21 protein-coding genes are annotated in these 21787 nt (G+C 76.1%); 16 read left to right on the forward strand and 5 right to left on the reverse strand.

Annotated elements, in window-relative coordinates; genetic code table 11:
- Window positions 1-11: 11 nt before the first annotated feature.
- The 15 genes from RTG05_RS17625 to RTG05_RS17695 all read left to right on the forward strand — a co-directional run bounded on the left by RTG05_RS17625 (window position 12) and on the right by RTG05_RS17695 (window position 16652).
- Window positions 12-2114, forward strand: a complete 2103-nt coding sequence (locus RTG05_RS17625; protein ID WP_166526200.1) for a DUF6541 family protein — start codon at window positions 12-14, stop codon at window positions 2112-2114.
- Between the two features lie 108 nt (window positions 2115-2222).
- Entirely contained in the window at window positions 2223-3032 is an 810-nt protein-coding gene (locus RTG05_RS17630; protein WP_166526201.1) for a CoA transferase subunit A, read from the forward strand.
- A gap of 1 nt (window position 3033) precedes the next feature.
- On the forward strand, window positions 3034-3705 hold the full coding sequence (locus tag RTG05_RS17635) for a CoA transferase subunit B (protein WP_166526202.1): 672 nt from the start codon (window positions 3034-3036) through the stop codon (window positions 3703-3705).
- Window positions 3702-4523, forward strand: coding sequence for a DUF1028 domain-containing protein (locus tag RTG05_RS17640; protein ID WP_166526203.1), 822 nt, complete (start codon window positions 3702-3704; stop codon window positions 4521-4523). The genes RTG05_RS17635 and RTG05_RS17640 overlap by 4 nt, the downstream gene beginning before the upstream one ends.
- Window positions 4524-4831: 308 nt before the next feature.
- Window positions 4832-7792 carry an arabinosyltransferase domain-containing protein gene (locus RTG05_RS17645; protein WP_315912010.1) on the forward strand — a complete coding sequence of 987 codons (2961 nt, stop codon included), beginning with the start codon at window positions 4832-4834 and terminating at the stop codon, window positions 7790-7792.
- A 247-nt stretch (window positions 7793-8039) separates the two neighbouring features.
- Complete coding sequence (locus tag RTG05_RS17650; protein WP_208104635.1) at window positions 8040-8987, forward strand: glycosyltransferase family 2 protein; 948 nt, start codon at window positions 8040-8042, stop codon at window positions 8985-8987.
- A complete protein-coding gene (locus RTG05_RS17655) occupies window positions 8968-9366 on the forward strand; it encodes a GtrA family protein (protein WP_166526205.1) in 399 nt (132 codons plus the stop codon). Before RTG05_RS17650 ends, RTG05_RS17655 begins: the two co-directional genes overlap by 20 nt.
- The gene (locus RTG05_RS17660) at window positions 9363-10628 is read left to right on the forward strand and encodes an NAD(P)/FAD-dependent oxidoreductase (protein WP_166526206.1); all 1266 of its coding nucleotides are present in this window, start codon (window positions 9363-9365) and stop codon (window positions 10626-10628) included. Before RTG05_RS17655 ends, RTG05_RS17660 begins: the two co-directional genes overlap by 4 nt.
- A 104-nt stretch (window positions 10629-10732) precedes the next feature.
- On the forward strand, window positions 10733-12235 hold the full coding sequence (locus RTG05_RS17665; protein ID WP_166526207.1) for a hypothetical protein: 1503 nt from the start codon (window positions 10733-10735) through the stop codon (window positions 12233-12235).
- A gap of 59 nt (window positions 12236-12294) precedes the next feature.
- Complete coding sequence (locus RTG05_RS17670) at window positions 12295-13332, forward strand: class I SAM-dependent methyltransferase (RefSeq protein WP_208104636.1); 1038 nt, start codon at window positions 12295-12297, stop codon at window positions 13330-13332.
- Window positions 13333-13342: 10 nt separating this feature from the next.
- Entirely contained in the window at window positions 13343-13807 is a 465-nt protein-coding gene (locus tag RTG05_RS17675) for a hypothetical protein (protein ID WP_166526208.1), read from the forward strand.
- A gap of 89 nt (window positions 13808-13896) precedes the next feature.
- Window positions 13897-14541, forward strand: a complete 645-nt coding sequence (locus RTG05_RS17680; RefSeq protein ID WP_315912011.1) for a DUF305 domain-containing protein — start codon at window positions 13897-13899, stop codon at window positions 14539-14541.
- A gap of 78 nt (window positions 14542-14619) precedes the next feature.
- Entirely contained in the window at window positions 14620-15492 is an 873-nt protein-coding gene (locus tag RTG05_RS17685) for a F510_1955 family glycosylhydrolase (protein ID WP_315912012.1), read from the forward strand.
- A gap of 45 nt (window positions 15493-15537) precedes the next feature.
- Entirely contained in the window at window positions 15538-15933 is a 396-nt protein-coding gene (locus RTG05_RS17690) for an ArsR/SmtB family transcription factor (RefSeq protein ID WP_396349645.1), read from the forward strand.
- On the forward strand, window positions 15930-16652 hold the full coding sequence (locus RTG05_RS17695; protein ID WP_208104637.1) for a cation diffusion facilitator family transporter: 723 nt from the start codon (window positions 15930-15932) through the stop codon (window positions 16650-16652). Before RTG05_RS17690 ends, RTG05_RS17695 begins: the two co-directional genes overlap by 4 nt.
- A gap of 88 nt (window positions 16653-16740) precedes the next feature.
- Here RTG05_RS17695 and RTG05_RS17700 read toward each other — a convergent pair whose 3' ends face one another.
- The 5 genes from RTG05_RS17700 to RTG05_RS17720 form a co-directional block, all read right to left on the reverse strand.
- Window positions 16741-17286: a hypothetical protein gene (locus RTG05_RS17700; protein ID WP_166526212.1), complete on the reverse strand. Its 546-nt coding sequence runs from the start codon at window positions 17284-17286 to the stop codon at window positions 16741-16743.
- A 47-nt stretch (window positions 17287-17333) separates the two neighbouring features.
- Window positions 17334-18491: an acyl-CoA dehydrogenase family protein gene (locus tag RTG05_RS17705; RefSeq protein ID WP_166526213.1), complete on the reverse strand. Its 1158-nt coding sequence runs from the start codon at window positions 18489-18491 to the stop codon at window positions 17334-17336.
- Window positions 18484-18993, reverse strand: a complete 510-nt coding sequence (purE, locus tag RTG05_RS17710) for a 5-(carboxyamino)imidazole ribonucleotide mutase (RefSeq protein ID WP_166529258.1) — start codon at window positions 18991-18993, stop codon at window positions 18484-18486. Before purE ends, RTG05_RS17705 begins: the two co-directional genes overlap by 8 nt.
- Before the next feature lie 99 nt (window positions 18994-19092).
- On the reverse strand, window positions 19093-20301 hold the full coding sequence (locus RTG05_RS17715; RefSeq protein WP_315912014.1) for a 5-(carboxyamino)imidazole ribonucleotide synthase: 1209 nt from the start codon (window positions 20299-20301) through the stop codon (window positions 19093-19095).
- Window positions 20302-20323: 22 nt separating this feature from the next.
- A complete protein-coding gene (locus RTG05_RS17720) occupies window positions 20324-21148 on the reverse strand; it encodes an SGNH/GDSL hydrolase family protein (RefSeq protein WP_166526214.1) in 825 nt (274 codons plus the stop codon).
- A gap of 105 nt (window positions 21149-21253) precedes the next feature.
- Here RTG05_RS17720 and RTG05_RS17725 point away from each other — a divergent pair, with 105 nt between their 5' ends.
- Entirely contained in the window at window positions 21254-21778 is a 525-nt protein-coding gene (locus RTG05_RS17725) for a GtrA family protein (protein ID WP_315912015.1), read from the forward strand.
- Window positions 21779-21787 lie beyond the last annotated feature (9 nt).

Below are 21787 nucleotides of genomic sequence, written 5' to 3' on the forward strand. Positions count from 1 at the left end.
GCTGCCGCCCGATGAGCCAGACGAGCAGCTTCCTGGCCCTCGGCCTGCTGGTCCTCTACGTCCCCGGGGTCCTGCTGCTGCTGGTCTGCCGGGTGCGCGCCGCGCGCGTGCTGCTGGGCGTGGCCCCGGTGGCCACCCTGGGGCTGCTGCAGCTGGCCACCCTGCTGGCCACCGCCACGCCGCTGGGGCTGCCGGCGGCCGCCGCCGTCGTCACCGGGCTGCTGGCCGCCGGCCTGCTCGCCCTGGACCTGCGCGCCGGCCGCGGGGGCGCCGTCGTCGGCGCGGTGCGGCAGGCCGCCGGGGCGGTCCGGCGCGCCCCCGTCGCCACCGCGGTCGCCGGCGGCCTGCTGCTGGGCGCGGTGTGGCTGGCGACCACGACATGGCTGCGCGGGCTGAACGGGCTGGGCACCCCGCCCCAGGAGCACGACACGGTCACCCACACCATGCTGACCGCGCTCATCGCCCGCACCGGCGAGGCGTCCCCGTTCGACGTCAACCCGGTCGACTACGCCTCCGGGGAGTTCGTCCGCTTCTACCCCGCCGGCCTGCACACCTACGCCGCGCTGCTGGCCGACGTGGCCGGGGACGCCGTCACCGGGCTCAACGCCGCGACCGTCCTGCTGCTGGCGGTGGCCGGGCCGCTCACGCTGGCCGCCGCCGTGGCCACGGTGGAGCCGGCCGGGGCCCGCCCGGTGTACGGCGCGCTGGCCGCGCTGCTGGCCGTCGGCCTGTACCGGCCCTACGTGCTGCTGGTGCACGACGCCGGGATCCTCCCCTTCGCCGTCGGCCTGGCGATGACCCCCGCTCTGGCGGTGTGCCTGCTGGCCAGCGGCCGGCGGGACGGGCCGATGGCGGTGGTGACCGCGGTGGCCGCGCTGGCGCTGTTCACCCTGCACCCCTCGATCGCGATCATCGCCGCGCTGGTCACGGCGATGGTCGTGGGGACCGCGCTGCTGCTCGGCCCGGGCCGGGCGTGGCTGCGGGCCCGGGTGGGCACGCTGGCCGGCGCCGGGCTGCTGGCCGCGGTGCTGGTCCTGCCGTGGGCGCTGGCCAGCGTGACCGTGGCGGGGTCCGTCGCCAGCTACCCCGAGCGGCCGCCGGCCGACCCGCTGGGCGAGACCGCGCGGGGCATCGCCGGGTTCCTCTACGGCGGCTGGTTCGACCTGGACTCCGAGCACCTGCAGCTGGGCTTCGCGGTGGTCTTCTGGATCGGCGTCCTGGGCTGCCTGACCCAGCGCCGGCTGCTGCCCCTGCTGGCCGCCTGGCTGGGCTGGGCGCTGGCCGCCCTGCTCTACGGCTCCGGGTACGACGACCTGCCGGGCCTGACCCAGCTGGGCTCGCTGTTCTTCAACAGCTGGGTGCGGATCATGAGCGTCAGCGGCGTGCTGGCCCCCGCGGTGGCGGCCCTGGGCACCGCCGCGCTCGTCACGCGGGTCACCGACCGGGCGGCGGCGCGGCCCCCCGCCCGGCACCAGCAGCACGCGCGCGCCGGTGCGCGGACCGCCGTCCCCGCCCTCGTGGCCGCCGCCGTCGCGGGAGTCCACCTGCTCACCGCCGGCCTGGGCTACCGGGAGACGAACACCGAGGCGATCGCCGAGCGGTACGGCGACCCGGAGTTCACCCGGATCAGCGCCGACGAGCGGGCCGCCTTCGCCGCCATCGCCGCGGAGCCCGACGTCGGCCGGGTGCTCAACAACGCCAACGACGGGTCGACGTTCCTCTACGTCTACGAGGGCATCCCGGTGGTCAACACCTACCCCCTGGGCATGCCCGAGGCCCGCCACGGCATCTACCTGATGCAGCACCTCAACGACCTGGCCTCCGACCCGGCCGTGCCCTGCCTGCTGCGGCGGTGGGAGGTCACCCACGTCATCGTGTCGCTCACCTCCCCGGCGATCGGCGCGCGCGGCGCACCCGACCGGTGGGTGCGCACCCGGTACTTCGACTACGCCCCCGGCTTCTTCGACCTCACCGAGGTCCCGGGCCTGGAGGTGGTCCACGCCAACGCCGACGCCGCCGTGTTCCGGATCGACCCCGCCGTGACCCGGGACGCCGACCTGGACGCCTGCACCGCCGACCCGGCGTCCCCCCTGCCCGGCGGCCGGGACGGCTGACCTGCGACTGCTCCGGCGGCACTAGGCTCGCCGGGCGACCCGCATCCGACCCGGCACGGGGCCGGAGCGGGCAGCACTCCTGGACGCTCGACGGACGGTGGGCTGGGCATGGACAAGGTGGTGGGCAGCGCCGCGGAGGCGGTGGCCGACGTCCCCGACGGCGCGGTGCTGGCCGTCGGCGGGTTCGGGTTGTGCGGCGTGCCGATCAAGCTGATCGACGCGCTGCTGGCGCAGGGCGCCTCCGGGCTGACGACGATCAGCAACAACTGCGGGGTGGACGACCAGGCCCTGGGGGTGCTGCTCTACGCCGGCCGGATCACCCGCACGATCAGCTCCTTCGTCGGCGGCAACAAGGAGCTGGCCCGGCTGTACCTGTCCGGCCAGCTGTCGGTGGAGCTGACCCCGCAGGGCACCCTGGCCGAGCGGCTGCGCGCCGGCGGCACCGGCATCCCCGCCTTCTACACCCCGACCGGGGTGGGCACGATGGTCGCCGACGGCGGCATCCCGGTGCGCTACGACGCCGACGGCACCGTCGTGGAGACCTCCACCCCCAAGGAGATCCGCGAGTTCGGCGGCCGGCAGTACGTCCTGGAGACCGCGCTGACCGCCGACTTCGGCCTCGTGCGGGCCGCGGTCGGCGACCGGCACGGCAACCTGGTGTTCCGCGAGTCGGCGCGCAACTTCAACCCGCTGGCGGGCATGGCCGCGCGGGTGACCGTCGCCGAGGTGGAGACCCTCGTCGAGCCCGGCGAGATCGCGCCGGAGGACGTGCACCTGCCCGGGGTCTTCGTCGACCGCGTGGTCGTCGTGGGCACCGAGGGCAAGGGCATCGAGTACCGGACCACCCGGCCCCGCACCGACACCGCCGCCGCGCCGGCGGCCGCCGGCGACGAGGCCGCCGCCGAGGGGAGCAACTGAGATGGCCCTGACCCGCGACCAGCTCGCCGCCCGCGTCGCCCTCGAGCTCCAGGACGGCCAGTACGTGAACCTGGGCATCGGCATGCCGACCCTGGTGCCGAACTTCGTGCCCGACGGGGTGCACGTGGTGCTGCACTCGGAGAACGGCATCCTCGGCGTGGGCCCCTACCCGTTCGAGGGCGAGGAGGACCCGGACCTGATCAACGCCGGCAAGGAGACCGTCACGCTGCTGCCCGGCGCGTCGTTCTTCGACTCCGCGCTGAGCTTCGGGATGATCCGCGGTGCGCACCTCGACGTCGCCGTCCTCGGCGCGATGCAGGTCAACCCGCGCGGGGACCTCGCCAACTGGCTGATCCCCGGCAAGATGGTCAACGGCATGGGCGGCGCGATGGACCTCGTCCACGGCGCCCGCCAGGTCATCATCATGATGGAGCACGTCGCCCGCGACGGGTCGCCGAAGCTGGTGCAGGAGTGCACGCTGCCGCTGACCGGCAAGGCCTGCGTGGACCGGGTGGTCACCGACCTGGCCGTCGTCGACGTCACCCCGGAGGGCTTCGTGCTGCGCGAGACCGCCCCCGGCGTGACCGCCGACGAGGTGGCGGAGAAGACCGGCGCCCCGCTGGCGGTCGCCGAGGACCTGCGCGAGATGCCGCTCCCGGCTGCTGCCGTGTGACCTTCTCGGTCGTCGCCCGCGACGCGGCGACGGGCGAGCTGGGCATCGCGGTGTCCTCCTGCGTCCTCGCCGTCGGCCGGGCGGTCCCCGCCGCCCGGCCGGGGGTCGGCGTGGTGGCGGTGCAGGCCCGCAGCCCGCGCGGCCTCGGGCAGGTGCTGCTCGCCGGGCTCGCCGAGGGCACCGACCCGGCGGTCCTCGTCCGGCGGGCGGCGCACGCGGCCGAGGACGCCGACCGGCAGCTCGCCGTCCTCGGCGCCGCGGGGCAGGTCGCCGCCGACACCGGCCCGGGCTCGTTCCCGGTCAGCGGCCACCTGCTCGGCGAGGGCTGGAGCGTGCAGGGCAACACGCTGGCCTCGGCCGACGTGCTGCCGGCGATGGCGCGGGCGCTCACCGGCGCGGCCGGCGCGCTGCCCGACCGGCTGCTGGCCGCCCTGATCGCCGGCCAGGACGCCGGCGGTGACGTCCGCGGCCGGCAGTCCGCGGCGCTGCTGGTGGTCAGCGGGACGCCGGCCACCGAGGAGGACGACGGCGTGCGGGTGGACCTGCGGGTCGACGACTCCGGGGACCCGGTGGCCCAGCTGCGGGTGCTGCGGACCCTGCAGCGCGCCTACGACGAGCGCGACTACGAGACCCTCGCGCTGTTCGCCCCGGAGGGCGCCCGGGACCTCTACGCCGCGCTGGCCGCCTCCCGCCGGGGCGACCGGGAGGCCGCTCGCGCCGCGCTGGCCGCGCTGCGCGACCGCCCGGCCTGGTCGGCGTGGCTGGCCGGCATGGCCGGCGACGCCCGGCTGGGCGGGGTGTCCCGGCTGCTGGGGTGAGCGGGGCACTGCCGGGCGGAACCGGTCGCACGGAGGTCCGTGGCGCACACGCCCGGTGACCGCCGGGACGGCGCGGCGGTGACGACGGCCACCGGAGGGCCCCGGCGGGGTCCGCCGCAGGTCGGGCGGCCGGGAGCGGCGGATACCCTGGCTCGGTTCGTCTCCCCTCCCGAGAGGCCCCCGTGTCGACGACGCTCTCGCCGGATGCGCTCGGCACACCGGTCGCTCCCGCGCCCGTCCCGGCCCGCCGGCGGCGCGTGCGGGCCGTCGTGGCGCTCGTGGTCGGGCTGCTCGGGGTGGGGCTTGCCGTGGCGCTGCCCCTGGCGCCGGTGGTGGCCGACCGCACCGTGGTGAGCTGGCCGGCCCAGGGCGAGCTGCCGGCGTCCACCACCGCCTACTTCGTGCCCTACCGGCCCGCGGAGCTGTCCGCGGAGGTCCCGTGCGCCGCGGTGCAGGCGGCGGTCGGCGCCCCGGAGCGCACCACCCTGCTGGCGACCACGATCGTCCGCGACGGGGGCCCGGCGCCCGGGCTCGTGGTGGACGCCGGCTCCGGCGAGCTGCGGGTGCTGCTGAACGGCCGCCTCGTGCAGACGACGTCGCCCGCGCCGACCGGCTGCGACGTCCGGGTGGACTCCGACGACACGGCCACGACGGTGTCCACCGGCGCAGGCCCCCCCACGGTGCTGCCGCTGGAGCCGGTGCCTGAGGTGTTCGCGTTCACCACGGACCTGACGCCGGAGGAGGCCGCCGGGACGACGGTGACCGCCCGCACGCGGACCTGGTTCGAGAGCCGGCCCAGCGCCGTGAAGTCGGCGATGACCGCCGGCCACGTGCTGCTGGTGCTCACCGCGCTGGTCCTGCTGGCGCGGTGGGCGCCCCGCCCGGCCGGCCCGCGCGCGACCCGCCAGCCCGTCCCCGGCCGCGCACTCCGGGCCGCGTGCGACGCCGCCGTGCTGCTCGCCCTCACCGCGTGGGTCGTCATCGCCCCGCAGACCGACGACGACGGCTACGCCTCGATGACCATCCGCAACGGCCTGGTCAGCGGGGACATCGGTAACTACTACCACTGGGCCAACGCGTCGGAGGCCCCGTTCACGCTGGTCCAGCAGGTGCTGGCGCCGATCATGGCGCTCAGCGCCGAGCCGCTGTGGCTGCGACTGCCCAGCTACCTGGTGGGTGTCGCGACGTGGTTCGTCGTCAGCCGCGGGGTGCTCGGCGCGGTGCTGCCGCGGGAGGGCCGCAGCCGCCTCGTCCCGGTGCTGACGGCGCTGTGCTTCCTCGGCTGGTGGCTGCCCTACAACACCGGGCTGCGCCCCGAGCCGTTCGTGGCCCTGGCCGCGGCGGCCGTCCTGGCCCTGCTGCTGCGGGCCACCGGGCCCGGTGCCCGCCGGCCGCTGCCGGCGCTGGGTGCGGCCGCCCTGGTGGCCGGGCTGTCCCTGTCGGTCACCCCGTCCAGCGTCGTCGTCCTCGCGCCGGTGCTGGTGTTCCTGCCGCGGATCTGGCGGGTGCTGCGCACCGCGGACGGCACCACCGGCCGCTCCTGGGCCTCGACCGCCGGCCTCGCCGCCCTGCTGGCCTGCGCCGCCAGCAGCGGGCTGGTGGTGATGTTCGCCGACCAGTCCTGGCACGGCGTGGCCAAGGCCACCGAGCTGCACACGCTGATCGGCCCGAGCTTCTCCTGGTTCGAGGAGCCGGTGCGCTACGCCGCCCTGCTCGGCGGCGGCAACCAGGGTTCGGCGACCAAGCGGCTGCCGGTGCTCCTGACCCTGGTGGCGGTGCTGCTCGTCGGCCTGCTCGTCGCCCGCCGGGTGCGGGCGGTGCAGGGGTTCCGCGACGTGCACCTGCTCACCGCGTCGGCGGCGCTGTCCTTCGCGCTGCTCGCCATCACGCCGTCGAAGTGGTCGCACCACTTCGGCGCGGTGGCCGGGGTCGGGGTGCCGCTGCTCGTCGTCGCCGGCGCGCTGCTGCTGCAGGTCGCCCGCGACCGCCCGCGCGACCGGGTGGTCGCGGGCACCGGGCTGGTCGGCGCCGTGCTGCTCGCCCTGGCCGCCGCGCTGTCCTTCTCCGCCACCAACACCTGGTTCCTCGCCTCCGGGTACGGCGTGTCCTACCGGGAGGTGCCGGTGCGCCCGCTGGGGGTGCCGCTGGACAACCCCGTGGTCTGGCTGGTGCCCGCGGCCCTCGTGGCGGTCGCGGTGGGCCGGTGGCGGCGGCGGGGCCCGGGCAGGCCGGCGTCCGCGGTGCTCGTGGCCCCGGTGCTGGTCGCCGCGGCGGCCCTGCTGGCCTCGGTCACCCTGCTGCTGGTCGGGTTCACCGTGGCCCCGCTGCGGCAGGCCGAGGCCGGCAGCTACTCCCTCACCGCGGTGAACCTGCAGACGCTGGCCGGGGGCAGCTGCGGGCTGGGCGAGGCCGTGGAGGTGCTGGTCGACGCCCCCGGCGGCCCGCTGCGCCCGATCGGGGACGCGGCGTCCCTCGACGGGTTCGCCGCCGGGGACGGCTACCCCGGGGACTTCCCGCCGCCGGAACCGGCCGGGTCCCGGCCGGCTCCCCCCGTCTGGGGCAGCCTGGTCGGCGGCGAACTGGCCACCGGCACGCTGGTCAGCCCGTGGTTCCCCCTGCCGGCCCTGGACGGCGACCAGGACCTCGCCGTCACCGCCGCCGGGCGCACCGGCGGCGCCAACCGCCTGGAGGTCGAGTTCGGCCGCGCCGAGGAGGACGCGGGCGTGACAGCGGTCGGCCGCCGCGGCCTCGACGACGGCCCGGTCGGCGCCCCCACCTGGCGCCCGCTCGCCGTCGCCGCGGACGACGTCCCCGCCGCCGCGGACCGGGTCCGGGTGGTCGCCTCCGACGCGGCCACGGACGTCGGGGGCTGGCTGGCCGTCACCGGCCCGCGGGTGCGCACGGCCGAGGACCTGCAGACCTTCCTCGCCGGTCGCGGGGACGTGCTGGTCGACTGGCCGCTGGCCTGGCACGTGCCGTGCGTGCAGGACCTGCCCGTGGTGTCCGACGGCCTGGCGCAGACCCCCGAGGTGCTCCTCGCCGCCCCGCCCGACTACGCCGCCATCTCCGACATCACCTACCGCACCGACCAGGGCGGGAGCTTCGCCGGCGTCACCCTCGCCGACGGCCGGGAGGTGCCCAGCCGGCTGGTCGGTGCCCCGCAGGAGGAGTGGGGACGGGTCGTGCTGCTCGACCACGGCATCGACCGGGACGCCTACGACCGCGTGACCACCACGACTCCGCTCTGGGGCTGGGAGGGCGACCGTTAGCCCGCCCCGCGCGCCCCGTCCCGGGGGGCTCGACCTCCCCGCCCGCCCGAGTCCGACCCACCAGGAGCCCGCGATGGCGACCCCCGCCACCCGAACCGACCCTGCCACCCGAACCGACCCCGCCACCCGAACCGACCCCGCCACCCGAACCGACCCCGCCGGCCGGACCGAGCCTGCCGTCCGGACCGACGCCGCCCAGGCACGGCCGGGCACCGGCTCACCCCCCGGCCGGAGGCTGGTCTCCTACGTGCTGCCCGTCTACAACGAGCAGGACGGCATCCGGGAGTTCCACGACCGGCTGTCGGCCGCCGTGGCCACCCGTCCAGACCTCGACGTCGAGTTCGTCTACGTGAACGACGGCTCCCGCGACCGCTCGCTGGCCGTCCTGGAGGAGATCGCGGAGTCCGACCGGGCCGTGACGGTGCTCAACTTCTCCCGGAACTTCGGGCACCAGATGGCGATCACCGCGGGCCTGGACCACGCCCGGGGCGACGCGGTCATCGTCATGGACACCGACCTGCAGGACCCGCCGGAGGTGAGCCTGCAGCTGATCGAGGCGTGGGAGGCCGGTGCGCAGATCGCCTACGGCCAGCGCCGCACGCGCAAGGACGGCGCCCTCAAGCGCCTCACCGCGCACGCCTACTACCGGATCCTGCACCGCTTCGCCGACATCGACATCCCGGTCGACACCGGCGACTTCCGGCTCATGGACCGGGCGGCGACCGACGTGCTGCGCGCCCACCGGGAGCGCAACCGGTTCGTCCGGGGGCTCGTCGCCTCGCTGGGGTTCCGGCAGGTGGCGGTGCCGTTCGACCGCGACGAGCGGACGACGGGGACGACGAACTACCCGCTGGCGAAGATGGTCCGGCTCGCCGCGGACGGCGTGACCAGCTTCTCCACCGTCCCGCTGAAGTGGATCACCCGCCTGGGCCTGGTGACGGTGGTCCTGTCGCTGCTGGGCATCCTCTACGCGCTGGCGCTGCGGCTGCTGCTGCCGGAGATCTCGGTGCCCGGCTGGACGCTGCTGATGATCATGGTGCTGTTCCTGGGTGGCGTGCAGATGCTCTCCCTCGGCGTGATCGGCGCCTACGTCGGCCGGATCTACACCGAGGTGCAGGGCCGCCCCCTCTACGTGGTGCAGGAGGTGGTGCAGCGTGGCCGGGGTCGAGGGCAGGGTGCGGAGTCCGAGGGCTGAGCTCTGGGCGCGGCACCGGAGCTTCGTCCTCTACCAGCTGATCGGGGTCTCCGGCGTCCTGCTGGACCTCGTGCTGTTCCTGGCGCTGTACAACGCCCTGGGGGTGCACGAGCAGGTCGCCACCGCGCTGAGCACGTCGGCCGGGATCACCAACAACTTCCTGCTGAACAGCTACCTCAACTTCCGCAAGCGCGACGGCATGCTCCGCCGGTTCGCCCGCTTCTACACGGTGGGCCTGCTCGGGATGGGACTCGTGGCGGTGCTGCTCCTCGTCTTCCACTCGTGGCTGGGCGTCGACGCGAACATCGTCAAGGTCGCCTCCATGCCGGTCGTCGCGGTCCTGCAGTTCACGGTCAACAAGAGATGGAGCTTCGGATGAAGATCGGCGTCATCGGTGCCGGCGCGACGGGCCTGACCGCGGCCTCCGACCTGGTGCGCGACGGCCACGAGGTCACCGTCCTGGAGGGGGCCGACGAGCTCGGCGGCCTGGCCGGCTCGCTCACCGTGCAGGGCACCCCGCTGGAGCGGTACTACCACCACGTCTTCCGGACCGACCGGGACGTCATCGGGTTGGTCGAGGAGCTCGGGCTCGCCGAGAAGCTGCGCTTCCACAAGACCACGACCGGCATCTACCACGACGGTGTGATGCACGACTTCTCCACCCCCGCGGACATGCTGCGCTTCCCGCCGCTGAGCCTGCTGGAGCGGATCCGGTTCGGCGCCTCGTCGGCGGCGCTCAAGGCAATCCGCCGCGGCGAGCGGCTGGGCGACCGCCGGGCGCTGGCGTGGGTGCGCCGCTGGGCCGGTCGGCGGGCCACCGAGGTCATCTGGGAGCCGCTGCTCATCGGCAAGTTCGGCGCGCGGGCCCCGGAGATCTCGATGGCCTGGCTGTGGGCGCGGGTGCACTTCCGCACCTTCGAGCTCGGCTACCTCGACGGCGGCTTCGACCAGGTCTACACCGGGCTGCTGCGCTCGGTGCAGGAGCACGGGGGCAAGGTCGAGTTCGGCAAGCGGCTGGCGTCCATCGCCCAGCCCGACCCGGCCGGGCCGGTGGAGGTCCGCACCGAGGACGGCGCCCGCTACGAGTACGACAAGGTGCTGGTCACCGTCCCCCAGCCGGCCTTCGCCCAGGCGACCGGCGCGCCGGCGGACGACGTCCTGCACCGCAACGAGTACCTCGGCGCGACCTGCTTCGTGCTCGAGTGCGACCGCAGCGTCATCCCCTACTACTGGCTCAACGTCAACGACCCGGCGTCGCCGTTCCTCGCCGTCGTCGAGCACACCCGGCTGGTCCCGCCCGCGGAGTACGGCGGCCGGCACGTCGTCTACGTCGGCAACTACGTGCCGCGCGACGACTGGCGGTTCACCACCGACCCGGCCGAGCTGCTCGAGCAGTACGTGCCGTGGCTGCGCCGGCTCAACCCCGACTTCGACCTGTCGTGGGTGCAGGACTGGCACTTCTCCCGGGCGCCGTTCGCCCAGCCGGTGGTCACCCCCGAGTACCGGGCGTCCATCCCGCCACATGAGACGTCGATGCCCGGGGTCGTGCTGGCCACGATGTCGCAGGTGTACCCGCAGGACCGGGGGCAGAACTACGCGGTGGCCATGGCCCGCCGGGTGGTCCAGCAGTACTTCCGCTGACCGTCCGGGGTCCGGCGGCGCGCCGGCGGGTGGGGCGGGAACAGGACGGGGACGACGTGACACGAGGTACCGCGGGCCGGGCCGGGGAGCCCGGGTCGGCCGCCGTGGATGCTGCCGAGTCGGCCGCGCCGCGGGCCGTCGCCGTCCGCCGGGGCACCCTGGTCACCGCCGTCCTGGCCTACCTGGGCCTGCCGGGGCTGCTCTTCGCCGGGTACCTGCGCAGCCCCGTGGCCCTGCTGGGCGGCGCGCTGCTCGGAGTCGCGCTGGTCGCCGCCGCCCGCGCCCGGCACTCCCCCGACCGCTCGGCCGCGCCACCCGCGCTCGTGCGGTTCACCCGCGGTGAGGTCCTCGCCGTCGTCGCGCTGGCCCTCGTGCTCGCCGCCCTCGCCGGGCCCCTCGGCCTCGTGACCGCCAGCTCGGACTGGCACAAGCACAACGCCCTGCTGCACGACCTCGCCACGATGCCGTGGCCGGTGACCTACGAGGGCGTCGGGGGCGCCTCGCTGGTCTACAGCTTCGGCTTCTACCTGCCGGCCGCGGCGGCGGCGAAGGTGGTGGGCGGGTCCGTCCTCGCCGCGCACCTCGCGCTGTTCGCCTGGATGGCCCTCGGGTACGCGCTGCTGCTCGCGCTCGTCGGGTCCTGCTTCCCGGCCGGGCGACGGGCCGTCGCGGCGGCGGTGGTGCTGGTGACCGTCGGCGGCGCGGACCTGCTGGGCGGCCTCCTGGTGCCCGGGGACCCGGTCGCCCCCGAGGTGTGGATGTGGAACACCGGCGTCGTCCTGGAGTACAGCGGCAACGTCACCGCGCTGCGCTGGGTACCCCAGCACGCCCTCCCGTCGTGGTTCATCGGGACGCTGTTCGTCCAGGGCTGGTCGGCCCGGCAGTGGCGGGACGGCCGGGCGCTGCTGTTCGCCGTCGGGCTGTCGGCGCTGTGGTCGCCGTTCGCGGTGATCGGGGGCGTGGTGCTCCTGGGCGCGCTGCTGCTCCGGCTCGCCGCGCAGCGGGTCGCGCTGCGGTGGCGGTCCCTGTGGGTGGAGGTCTGCCTGGGGGCCGCGCTGCTCCCCGTGGCGGTCTTCCTGGCCATCCCGAGCGGCGGGCAGGTGCTGACCGCGTCGGGGATCGGCCCGGCGGGCCTGCTGCTGTTCCTCGGCCTGGAGGTGGCGCTGTGGGTCGTCCTGGCCTGCCTGGCCGGCCGGCTGGCGTCGGCCCTGCTGCCCGTGCTGCTCCTCCTCGTCGTCCTGCCGCTGGTCAGCCTCGGGGAGTTCAACGACCTGGCGATGCGCGCCTCGCTGCCGGCCCTCATGGCGCTCGGTCTGCTGGCCTGGCTCGGCGTGCTCCGCGCGTGGGCCCGGCCGGGCGGCCCGAACGCGCGGGTCGCGGTCACCGTCGTCGCGGCCACCGCCGTGGCGCTGTCGGTCCCCACCGGTGTCGCGGAGGTGCGCAGCGCCTTCGCCGACCCGCCTCCGGACCGCGAACAGCGCTGGGACGAGTCGGTCCCCGCGTTCCTGGAGCGGCTGGACAGCCCCCCGTCGATCTGGGCGCAGTACCTGTCCTGCCCCGAGGGCGCCGTCGCCGGGGTCCTGGGCCTGGACGCGTGCCGACGGTGAGCGCGGGCCCCCGCCGTCCCCTGCCGTCCCCACCCACCCACCCGAGGAGCACCCCGAGGATGACCCCGCCGCTGGACCTGCTGGTCGTGCTGGACCAGCACCCGCCCGCCGTCGGCGGGCTGACCGCCGTGGCCCGCGACGTCGCCGAGGGGCTGACCGGGCGCGGGCACCGGGTGCGGGTGGTCACCAGCCGGCACGCCCTGCGGCGCGGCGACCGGGTCGTGGTCAGCAGCGACGCCGGGGACGTGACCGGCGGGGCCGTGGCCGAGGAGGTCCGCCGGGTGCTGGCCGGCGACCCGCGCGTCCGGCTGCTCGGCGTCCTCCCCGACGAGGACGTCGCCGACCTGTACGCCTCCGTCGACGCCGGGGCGCCGCCGTCGGTGGACGCCGTCGAGGCCGTCGGCATCGAGGTCGAGGCGACGGCGGCCGGCGGACCCGCCCCGGCCGGCGACCTGCCCGGGACGCCCAGCGGGTCCGGGGCGGCCACGGCCGGTGCCGACTACGCCGCCCGGCTCGTCGCGCTCGCCGGGGCGGGCTGGAAGCAGCGGCTGGACGTGCAGCGCCCCTACCGGTGGAACCTGCGCCGGCTGGGGCTGGGCCGCGTGCTGGACGTCGGCTGCGGCGTGGGCCGGAACCTGGCGCACCTGGACGGCAACGCGTTCGGCGTGGACCACAACCCGACCTCGGTGGCCATCGCCCGCGAGCGGGGCCTGAGCGCCTGCACCCCCGAGGAGTTCGCCGGCGGCCCGCACGACCGTCCGGGCGCGTTCGACTCGCTGCTGCTGGCCCACGTCGTCGAGCACGTCGACCACGAGGTGGCCGTCGACCTGGTGCGCCGCTACCTGCCGGTGCTCCGGCCGGGCGGCCGGGTGGTGTTCATCTGCCCGCAGGAGCGGGGCTGGGCCTCCGACCCCACGCACGTGCGGTTCGTCGACGACGCCGACCTGGCCGCCCTGTCCGCCGAGCTCGGGCTCACCGTGGAGCGGTCGTCGTCCTTCCCGTTCCCCCGGCCGGTCGGCCGGCTGTTCCCCCACAACGAGTTCGTGGTCGTCGCCCGCGCAGGTGGCGCCGCGGCGCCGTGGCCCGGGCCCTCGTAGCCTCGACCGGGTGGGGACGGCGGCACGGACCTGGGCGGCGGTGCTGCTGCTCGCGGCCGTCTTCCTGGGGCACGGGCTGCAGTGCGACCCGGCGGGCGCGACCGGCCCGGCCGCGGGCGCCGGGGCCGGGCACGCCGTGCACGTCACGGCGGTGCCGGTCGAGCTCGCCGCCTCCCTGACCGCCACCCCGCCCGCCGCCGGCGTCCCGGCACCGGCGGGGGACGCGGCCGCGCCGCACCACGACGCGGCAGACGTCGGGGGTGCACCCGGCCACGGGCCCGACCTGCCCGGCCACCTGTGGGCCGCCTGCCTGGCGGTGCTCGCCGCCGGGCTGGCCGTGCTCCTCGGGCTCGCCGTACCCCGGCTGCTGGCACGGGTGCTGCCGACCACGGCCCCGGCCCGCCTGCCCCGGCGGTCCGCACCACCACCGCTGCGACCACCGGACCCGTTCTTCCTCTGCGTCCTGCGGACCTAGGCCGACCGACCGCGCCCCGGCACCCGGTGCCGCGGGCGGTACGCGCACGCCCACAGCCGCAGACCCAGCACACCCAGGAGACGACTCCCGTGACGCACACCCCTGCACGACTCCCCGGCCTGACCGGCGCCCTGCTCGCCGGCGCCCTCCTCCTCACCGGCTGCTCCGGCGGCGCCGGGCACGAGGGCATGGCCGGGATGTCCGGCTCGACCGCCGACTCGTCGGCCGGCGCGCCGGCCGACCCCTCGGGCACGGCGGCCGAGGCCGACGTCGCCTTCGCCCAGGGCATGCTGCCCCACCACGAGCAGGCCGTGGAGATGGCCCGCCTGGCGGCCGACCGCGCCGCCGACCCCCGGGTCCAGGACCTGGCCACCCGCATCGAGACCGCCCAGGCACCGGAGATCGAGACGCTCTCCGGGTGGCTGGCGGCCTGGGGCGCCGAGGAGACCGGCTCGACCGGCACGGACCACGGGTCCATGGGCCACGGCGGCGACGCGGGCGGGATGATGTCCGAGGAGGACGTGACGGCCCTGGCCGACGCCTCGGGCGCGGACTTCGACCGCGCGTTCCTCGAGATGATGCTGGCCCACCACCGCGGCGCGGTGCAGATGGCCGAGACCGAGGTCGCCGACGGGCAGGACGCCGACGCGGTCGCGCTGGCCGAGGAGATCCGCGGCAGCCAGACGGCCGAGATCGCCGAGATGGAGCAGCTGCTGGCCGAGCTCGGCGGCTGAGCCCGACCCGCGGCGGGGTGGACCGGTGTCCGCCCCGCCGCGGGGTCCCTTCACCCCCGCACGCCCCGGAGGTCCTCCGTGCCCCCGTCCCGTCCTCCCTCCCCCTCGCTGCGCACGGTGGCCGCCGGCGTCACCGCCCTCACCGTCGCGCTGGCCGGCTGCACGGGCGCCGGGCCCGCACCGGACGCCGCTCCCGCGGTGGCCACCGGGTCGGTGCTGGACCTCACCCACGTGCACGGCGCCGCACTCGACCCCGGGGACGGCACGCTCCTGCTGGCCACCCACCACGGTCTCCTCGAGCTCGGCGACGGCGGGCCCGTCGCGGTGGGACCGGTCATCGACCTGATGGGCTTCGCCGTCGTCGGCCCCGACCACTACCTGGCCTCGGGCCACCCCGGTCCGCAGGTCGACCTCCCCCAGCCGGTCGGGCTCATCGAGTCCACCGACGGCGGGCGCACCTGGACGCCGGTGTCCCGGCAGGGACGGTCGGACTTCCACGCCCTGACCGTCAGCGACGCCGGGGTGCTCGGCTACGACGGTTCGCTGGTCCGCAGCGGCGACGGGCGGGCCTGGGAGCAGCTGCCGATCGGGGCCGAGCCGCACACGCTCGCCGCGGCACCGGACGGGACCTCCGTGCTGGCCACCACGCAGGAGGGCCTGCAGCGGTCGACCGACGGCGGCGCCTCCTGGACTGCCGTCGAGGGAGCGCCCCTGCTGCAGGTGGTCACCTGGGCCGGCGGCGCGGCGGTGGGCGTGGACCCGGCCGGCACCGTGTGGACCAGCGAGGACGGCGCCAGCACCTGGCGGCGGGGAGCGGCGCTCGGCTCCCCGCCGCAGGCCGTGGCCGCCACCGCCGGCCCCGACGGGCTGCGGGTCGTCGTCGTGACCGCCGACGGCGTGGTGGAGTCCGGCGACGGCGGGCGCACCACCACCGCGGTGCCCCTCGGCTGACCCATCGGCACCTCTGGCAAGGGCCGATAGCATCGGGACATGTCGATGACACCGGCGGACGCCGGAGCCAGGGGCGTCGCGGCCGCGGAGTCCGGTGGCGCGCCGGTCGACGAGGCCGCGGCTCTCTCGGCGGCCGCGTGCCTGTTCCGCAGCCTCGGGGACCCGACCCGGCTGGCGATCATCCGGCACCTGCTGCTCGGCGAGCACCGCGTGGTCGACCTGACCGCCCACCTCGGGCTGGCCCAGTCATCGGTGAGCGCCGCGCTGGCCTGCCTGCGGGACTGCGGGGTGGCCACCTCCCGGCCGCAGGGCCGGGCGTCCCTGTGGTCGCTGGCCGTCCCGGACCAGGTGCTCGACGTGCTGGCCGCTGCCGAGCGGCTGCTCGCGGTGACCGGGGATGCCGTCGTGCTCTGCCCGGTCACCGGCGGGGACGGCCGGTGACCACGGCACCCACCCGCCCGGCGCCGACCGCTGCGGACCGCGCCCGGCTGGGGCGCCGCGCGCGCCTGCTCGCCGGGTTCAGCGTGGCCTACAACGCCGTGGAGGCCGGGATCGCGATCACCGCGGGCCTGGTCGCCGGGTCGGTCGCGCTGGTCGGCTTCGGCCTGGACTCCGTCATCGAGGTCTCCAGCGGCCTCGTCGTCCTGTGGCAGTTCTCCGCCCGGCTGCCCGAGACCCGCGAGCGGCGGGCGCTGCGGCTGATGTCCGTGGCGTTCGGCCTGCTGGCGGCCTACGTGGGTGCGGAGTCGGTGCGGGCGCTGGTCACCGGTGCCCAGCCGGACGGCTCCGGGGTCGGCATCGCGCTGACGGTCGCCTCGCTGCTGGTCATGCCGGTCCTGTCCCGGGCGCAGCGGCGCACCGGCCGGGCGCTGGGCTCGGCCGCGGTGGTGGCCGACGGCACCCAGACCGCGCTGTGCACGGCGCTGAGCGCCGCGGTGCTGACCGGGCTGCTGCTCAACGCGGCGTTCGGCTGGACCTGGGCCGACCCGGTCGCCGGCCTGGTGGTCGCCGCCGTCGCCGCGCGCGAGGCGGTGCAGGCCTGGCGCGGCGAGGGCTGCTGCGCCCCGGTCCGGCCGGGTGGGGACGGAGGAGATCCGCCCGCCGGGTGCGGCTGCGCCGGCACCTGCTGCGCACCGGCGGCCGGGGCGGGCTGCCGGTGACCGCAGGTCGGCGCGGGGCGCGACGGGCCCCGGCTGTTCCGGGGACTGCGGTGGCGAGCTCGTGCCGTGCGCGCCAGGGCGCTGGTGGTCACGTGGTCGATCGGCCAGTCAGTCGAGACCACCAGCCCCGCTTCTCCTGCAGGGGCACCGAGGGCGGCCGGGCGGGTGGTCGAGCCTCTTCCAGGCCGACTCGGACCGCGACGACGTGCGTGTTCCACTCCATGCGCGCATCCAGGTCGGAGCGGTCACCCAGCAGGTGGAGCAGGTCCCGTACCGCCTCACGATTCGCCCGCACGCTCGCGGCCGGAAGCTCGTTGATCACGCGTGCGGCTGCCGACCGGTCGTCCGGGGTGACCGGCTGCTCGGTGAGCCGCTGGCGGGCCTGTCCGAGGAGCCAGGCGGTCGCTGAGGGTGGCGGCGGGAACGGGTTGGGCTCGTAGGGCGCTGGTGAGGCACCTGTCGTGGTCCCGGTGGCCTGGCGGCTGGTGCGGAGTTGCCGCTCGAGGGTGTCGTTGGCGGCATGCCACTCGTGCTCGAGGACGTGGTCGTTCGGGTTCGCAAACACGGGTGGGACGATCCCGTAGTCGTGTCCACGGGATGGGTCGGTGAACGGGTGCTGCCCGAACGGCTCCACGTCCTGCTCCCATGGCCGGGGTGCGGTGTACGCGAGGATGCCACCCCCTACTTCAGGAGCGACCTCGCGATCACCATGCGTTGCACCTGGTTGGTGCCCTCGTAGATCTGGGTGATCTTGGCGTCGCGCATCATCCGCTCGACCGGGAAGTCCTGCGTGTAGCCCGCCCCGCCGAAGAGCTGGACGGCGTCCGTGGTGACCTGCATGGCGACGTCGGAGGCGAAGGCCTTGGCCGAGGCCGAGACCCGGCTGACGTCGGGGCGGCCCTGCTCGCCGGCGGCCGCGGCGACGTAGACCAGGTGGCGGGCCGCCTCGATCCGCATCTCCATGTCGGCGAGCATGAACTGCACGCCCTGGAACTCGCTCACCGCCTTGCCGAACTGCCGGCGCTCCTTGACGTAGGCGACGGCGGCGTCCAGCGCGCCCTGGGCGATGCCGACGGCCTGGGCGCCGATGGTCGGCCGGGTGAAGTCCAGCGTGCGCAGCGCGGTGGTGAAGCCGGTGCCGGGCTCGCCGATGACGCGGTCGGCCGGGATGGTGCAGCCGGTGAGGTACAGCTCGCAGGTGGGCGACCCCTTGATGCCCATCTTGCGCTCCTTGGGGCCGACCGCGAAGCCGGGGTCGTCCCGGTGGACGGCGAACGCGGAGATGCCCTTGGCCCCCGCCGTCGGGTCGGTGACCGCCATGATCGTGTACCACTCCGAGACGCCGGAGTTGGTGATCCAGGCCTTGGTCCCGTCGAGCACCCAGGAGTCGCCGTCGCGGCGGGCGCGGGTGCGCATGGCCGCGGCGTCGGAGCCGGCCTCCCGCTCGGACAGCCCGTAGCTGATCATCGCCTCGCCGGTGGCGACCGGGCGCAGCACCCGCTGTTTGAGCTCCTCGGACCCGGCCAGGATCACCGGCATCGAGCCGAGCTTGTTGACCGCGGGGATCAGCGAGGCGCTGGCGTCGACCCGGGCGACCTCCTCGATGACGATGCAGGTCGCGATGGCGTCGGCACCCTCGCCGCCGTAGGCCTCCGGGACGTGGGTGGCGTGGAAGCCGGCCGCGGTGAGGGCCTTCTGCGCCTCGACCGGGAAGCGCGAGTCGGCGTCCACCTCGGCGGCGTAGGGGGCGATCTCGCGTTCGGCGATGTCCCGCACCGCCTCGCGGACGGCCTCGTGCTCCTCGGTGAGGGCGTACAGCCCGGCAGCGTTGTTACCCACGGGTAGATGCTATGCCGCCGGCCTCCCCGTCGGCAGTGAGGCGCTCCTGGAGGGTGAGGTCGCGCGCGGCGACCTGGGCGGCGAGGTCGGCCTGGAACCGCTCGACGGCGGCCCGCAGCTGCGGGTCGCCCGCGGCGAGGATGCGGACGGCGAGCAGCCCGGCGTTGCGCCCCCCGCCGATGGAGACCGTCGCGACCGGCACCCCCGCGGGCATCTGCACGATCGACAGCAGGCTGTCCAACCCGTCGAGGCGGTCCAGCGCGCGCGGCACGCCGATCACCGGCAGCGGCGTGGCCGCCGCGACCATGCCGGGCAGGTGGGCCGCGCCCCCGGCGCCGGCGACGATCACCCGCAGCCCGCGCCCGGCGGCCGTCTCGGCGTACTCCAGCATCCGGCGCGGCGTGCGGTGCGCGGAGACCACGTGCGCCTCGTACGGGACGCCGAACTCGGCCAGCGCGGCCGCCGCGGGCTCCATCACCGGCCAGTCGGAGTCGCTGCCCATGACGATGCCGACGACTGCACTGCCGACGACCGGGTCCACGCGGGGCTCCTCGCTGCTCGGGCGTCCCGCCAACATCGCGGTATTGGCGGGACCTGGCGGTCAGTGCTCGGGGTCGTCGAAGGCGAACGCGGGGTCGATCTCGCCGTCGGCCAGGTAGCGGGCGGCCGCGGCCGCGCGGGCGCGCACCGCCGCCAGGTCGCTGCCCAGCGCCGTGACGTGGCCGAGCTTGCGGCCGGGGCGCTGGCCCTTGCCGTACCAGTGCAGCTTCACGTCCGGCCAGTGCGCCATGAGGTGGTGCACCCGCTCGTCGAGCCCGGGGCCGGTCCAGCCCTCGGCGGAGGCCGCCCCGCCGAGCACGTTGGCCATCACCACGACCGGCGCGGTCATCGTGGTGGTGCCCAGCGGGTAGTCCAGGACGGCGCGCAGGTGCTGCTCGAACTGGCTGGTCCGCGAGCCCTCGATGGTCCAGTGCCCGGAGTTGTGCGGCCGCATCGCCAGCTCGTTGACCAGGACGCCGTCCGCCGTCTGGAACAGCTCGACGGCGAGCACCCCGACCACGCCGACCCGGTCGGCCACCCGCACCGCGAGCTCCTGGGCGGCGGTCGCGACCTCCTCGTCCAGCCCGGGCGCCGGCGCGACCACCTCGACGCAGACACCGTCGCGCTGCACGGTCTCCACCACCGGCCACACGGCGACCTGCCCGAACGGCGAGCGGGCGACGACGGCGGCCAGCTCGCGCACCAGCGGCACCCGCTCCTCGGCCAGCAGCGTGCCGTGCCGCTCCAGCAGCTCGGTGGCCGCGGCCGCGTCGTCCACCACGAAGACGCCCTTGCCGTCGTAGCCGCCGCGCGGGGTCTTGAGCACCACCGGCCAGCCGTGCCGGTCGCCGAAGGCGGTGACCTCCCCGGCCGAGGACACCGGCGCCCAGGCCGGCTGCGGCTCCCCGGCCGCGGCCAGCGCGCGGCGCAGCACCAGCTTGTCCTGGGCGTGCACCAGCGCGTCGGGGCCGGGCGCCACCCGGTGGCCGGCCGCCTCCAGGGCGCGCAGGTGGCCGGTGGGCACGTGCTCGTGGTCGAAGGTGACCACGGTGGCACCGTCGGCCAGCGCGAGCAGGGCGTCGAGGTCGCGGTGGTCGCCCAGGCGGACGTCGGCGGCCACGAGGGCGGCGGACTCGTCCGGGCCGGTGGACAGCACCCGCAGCGACTGGCCCAGCGCGACCGCGGCCTGGTGGGTCATCCGGGCGAGCTGGCCGCCCCCGACCATGGCGACGACGGGCAGCCCGGTGCGGGGGTCGGGACGGGCGGGCACGGTGGCCGAGCCTAACGACCGGTCAGCCGGCGGCGCCGGGGATGGCGGCGGCCAGCCGTTGCCCGACCAGCGCCACCACCTCCTCGACGGGGTGGATGCCGTCCTCGCTGGTGCCGGGCAGCCAGGCGCCGTCGACGGACAGGTCGGCCCACGGGTCGACGAACTCCCAGCCCTGCTCGGCGGCGAGCTCGGCCAGCCGCGCGTTGGTCGCGACCACCTCCTCGGCCACCTGGTCGTAGGGCGGGATGGCCGAGAGCAGCACCGGCGTCCCCGCGGCCGCGGTGATCGCCAGCAGGTTGTCCCGGATGGTCTCCCAGGGCTCACCCGTGCCGACGTCGTTGGTGCCGGCCATGACCACGAGCACGTCGGCGTCCACGGTCACCAGGTCCTCCCGCATGACCGCCGTGGTGGCACCGGGGACGGCGTAGCCCCCGACGAAGGTCAGCTGCCCGGTGGTGTCGGCGAACGGGATCCAGGAGTACCGGTCGCGCACCGTCGTGCCCTCCACCGCCGCGAAGCCCGCGGTGATCGAGTCGCCGACCACGGCGAACCGGACCCCGTCGTCCTGCCCGCCGGGTTCCGCGGCGGTCCCCTCGGCCGCAGCCGACCCCTCGGCCGCCGGAGAGGACGAGGTCGGCGCGGAGGCCGGCGCGGAGGCCGACGCGGAGGCCGGTGCGGAGGCCGTCGGGGAGGCCGGTGTGGTGGGCTGCGCGGCCGGGTCGGCCGGCTCCTCCCGGGTGGCCGACCCGTCCCCGCACGACGGCAGGAGGACGAGCAGGCACACCGCGAGGGCCGCCGCCCGGAGCGGGCGACGGGTCGGGGCCGCACAGGATCCGGACGCGGTCATGGGTCCGAGTCTGACCCGGGAGCCGGGCACGTGCGGACCGCCCCGCGTCTCGGCGGTCCTCCCCTCCGTCCGGCCCGTCCCGGCGACGGCTCCTACGCTGGCCCCGTGGGTCTACTGGAGGCGCTGGGGCGCCGCGCCGGCACGACGTGGCGGCTGCTCCTCAAGGAGGTCAGCGCGTTCGGCGTCGTGGGGGGCCTGACCCTGACCCTGGACCTCGGCCTGTTCCAGGTCCTCTACGCCCAGGCCGGCCTCGGGGCGGTCACGGCGAAGCTGCTGGCCACGGTGGTGGCGATGACCGTGGCCTACGTGGGTCACCGGTACTGGTCGTTCTCCCACCGGACCCGGACCGGGGTGCGCCGGGAGTACCTGCTGTTCGCCCTCGTGAACGGCTCCACGCTGCTGCTGGGGATGGCGATCGTGGCGTTCGTCCGCTACCCGCTGGACCAGTCCAGCGCGCTGGTCCTGCAGGCGGCCAACGCGTTCTCCATCGGGCTGGGGACGGTCATCCGGTTCCTGGCCTACCGCCGGTGGGTGTTCCCGGCCAAGGACGCCGCTCCTGCGGCGGCCGCCGCCGTGGCCGGCGAGGTCGCCGTCCCGGACCCGGCCACCACCGGCGACCGCGGACGCTGACCGCCCCGG

This window comes from Geodermatophilus sp. DSM 44513 (assembly GCF_032460525.1).
Classification (GTDB): Bacteria; Actinomycetota; Actinomycetes; order Mycobacteriales; family Geodermatophilaceae; genus Geodermatophilus.

Coding starts and splice junctions, on each gene's coding strand:
- RTG05_RS17660 (WP_166526206.1), top strand. CDS start 9,363: ATGAAGATCGGCGTCATCGGTGCCGGCGCGACGGGCCTGACCGCGGCC.
- RTG05_RS17630 (WP_166526201.1), top strand. CDS start 2,223: ATGGACAAGGTGGTGGGCAGCGCCGCGGAGGCGGTGGCCGACGTCCCC.
- RTG05_RS17690 (WP_396349645.1), top strand. CDS start 15,538: ATGACACCGGCGGACGCCGGAGCCAGGGGCGTCGCGGCCGCGGAGTCC.
- purE (WP_166529258.1), bottom strand. CDS start 18,993: ATGGGCAGCGACTCCGACTGGCCGGTGATGGAGCCCGCGGCGGCCGCG.
- RTG05_RS17670 (WP_208104636.1), top strand. CDS start 12,295: ATGACCCCGCCGCTGGACCTGCTGGTCGTGCTGGACCAGCACCCGCCC.
- RTG05_RS17625 (WP_166526200.1), top strand. CDS start 12: ATGAGCCAGACGAGCAGCTTCCTGGCCCTCGGCCTGCTGGTCCTCTAC.
- RTG05_RS17635 (WP_166526202.1), top strand. CDS start 3,034: ATGGCCCTGACCCGCGACCAGCTCGCCGCCCGCGTCGCCCTCGAGCTC.
- RTG05_RS17720 (WP_166526214.1), bottom strand. CDS start 21,148: ATGACCGCGTCCGGATCCTGTGCGGCCCCGACCCGTCGCCCGCTCCGG.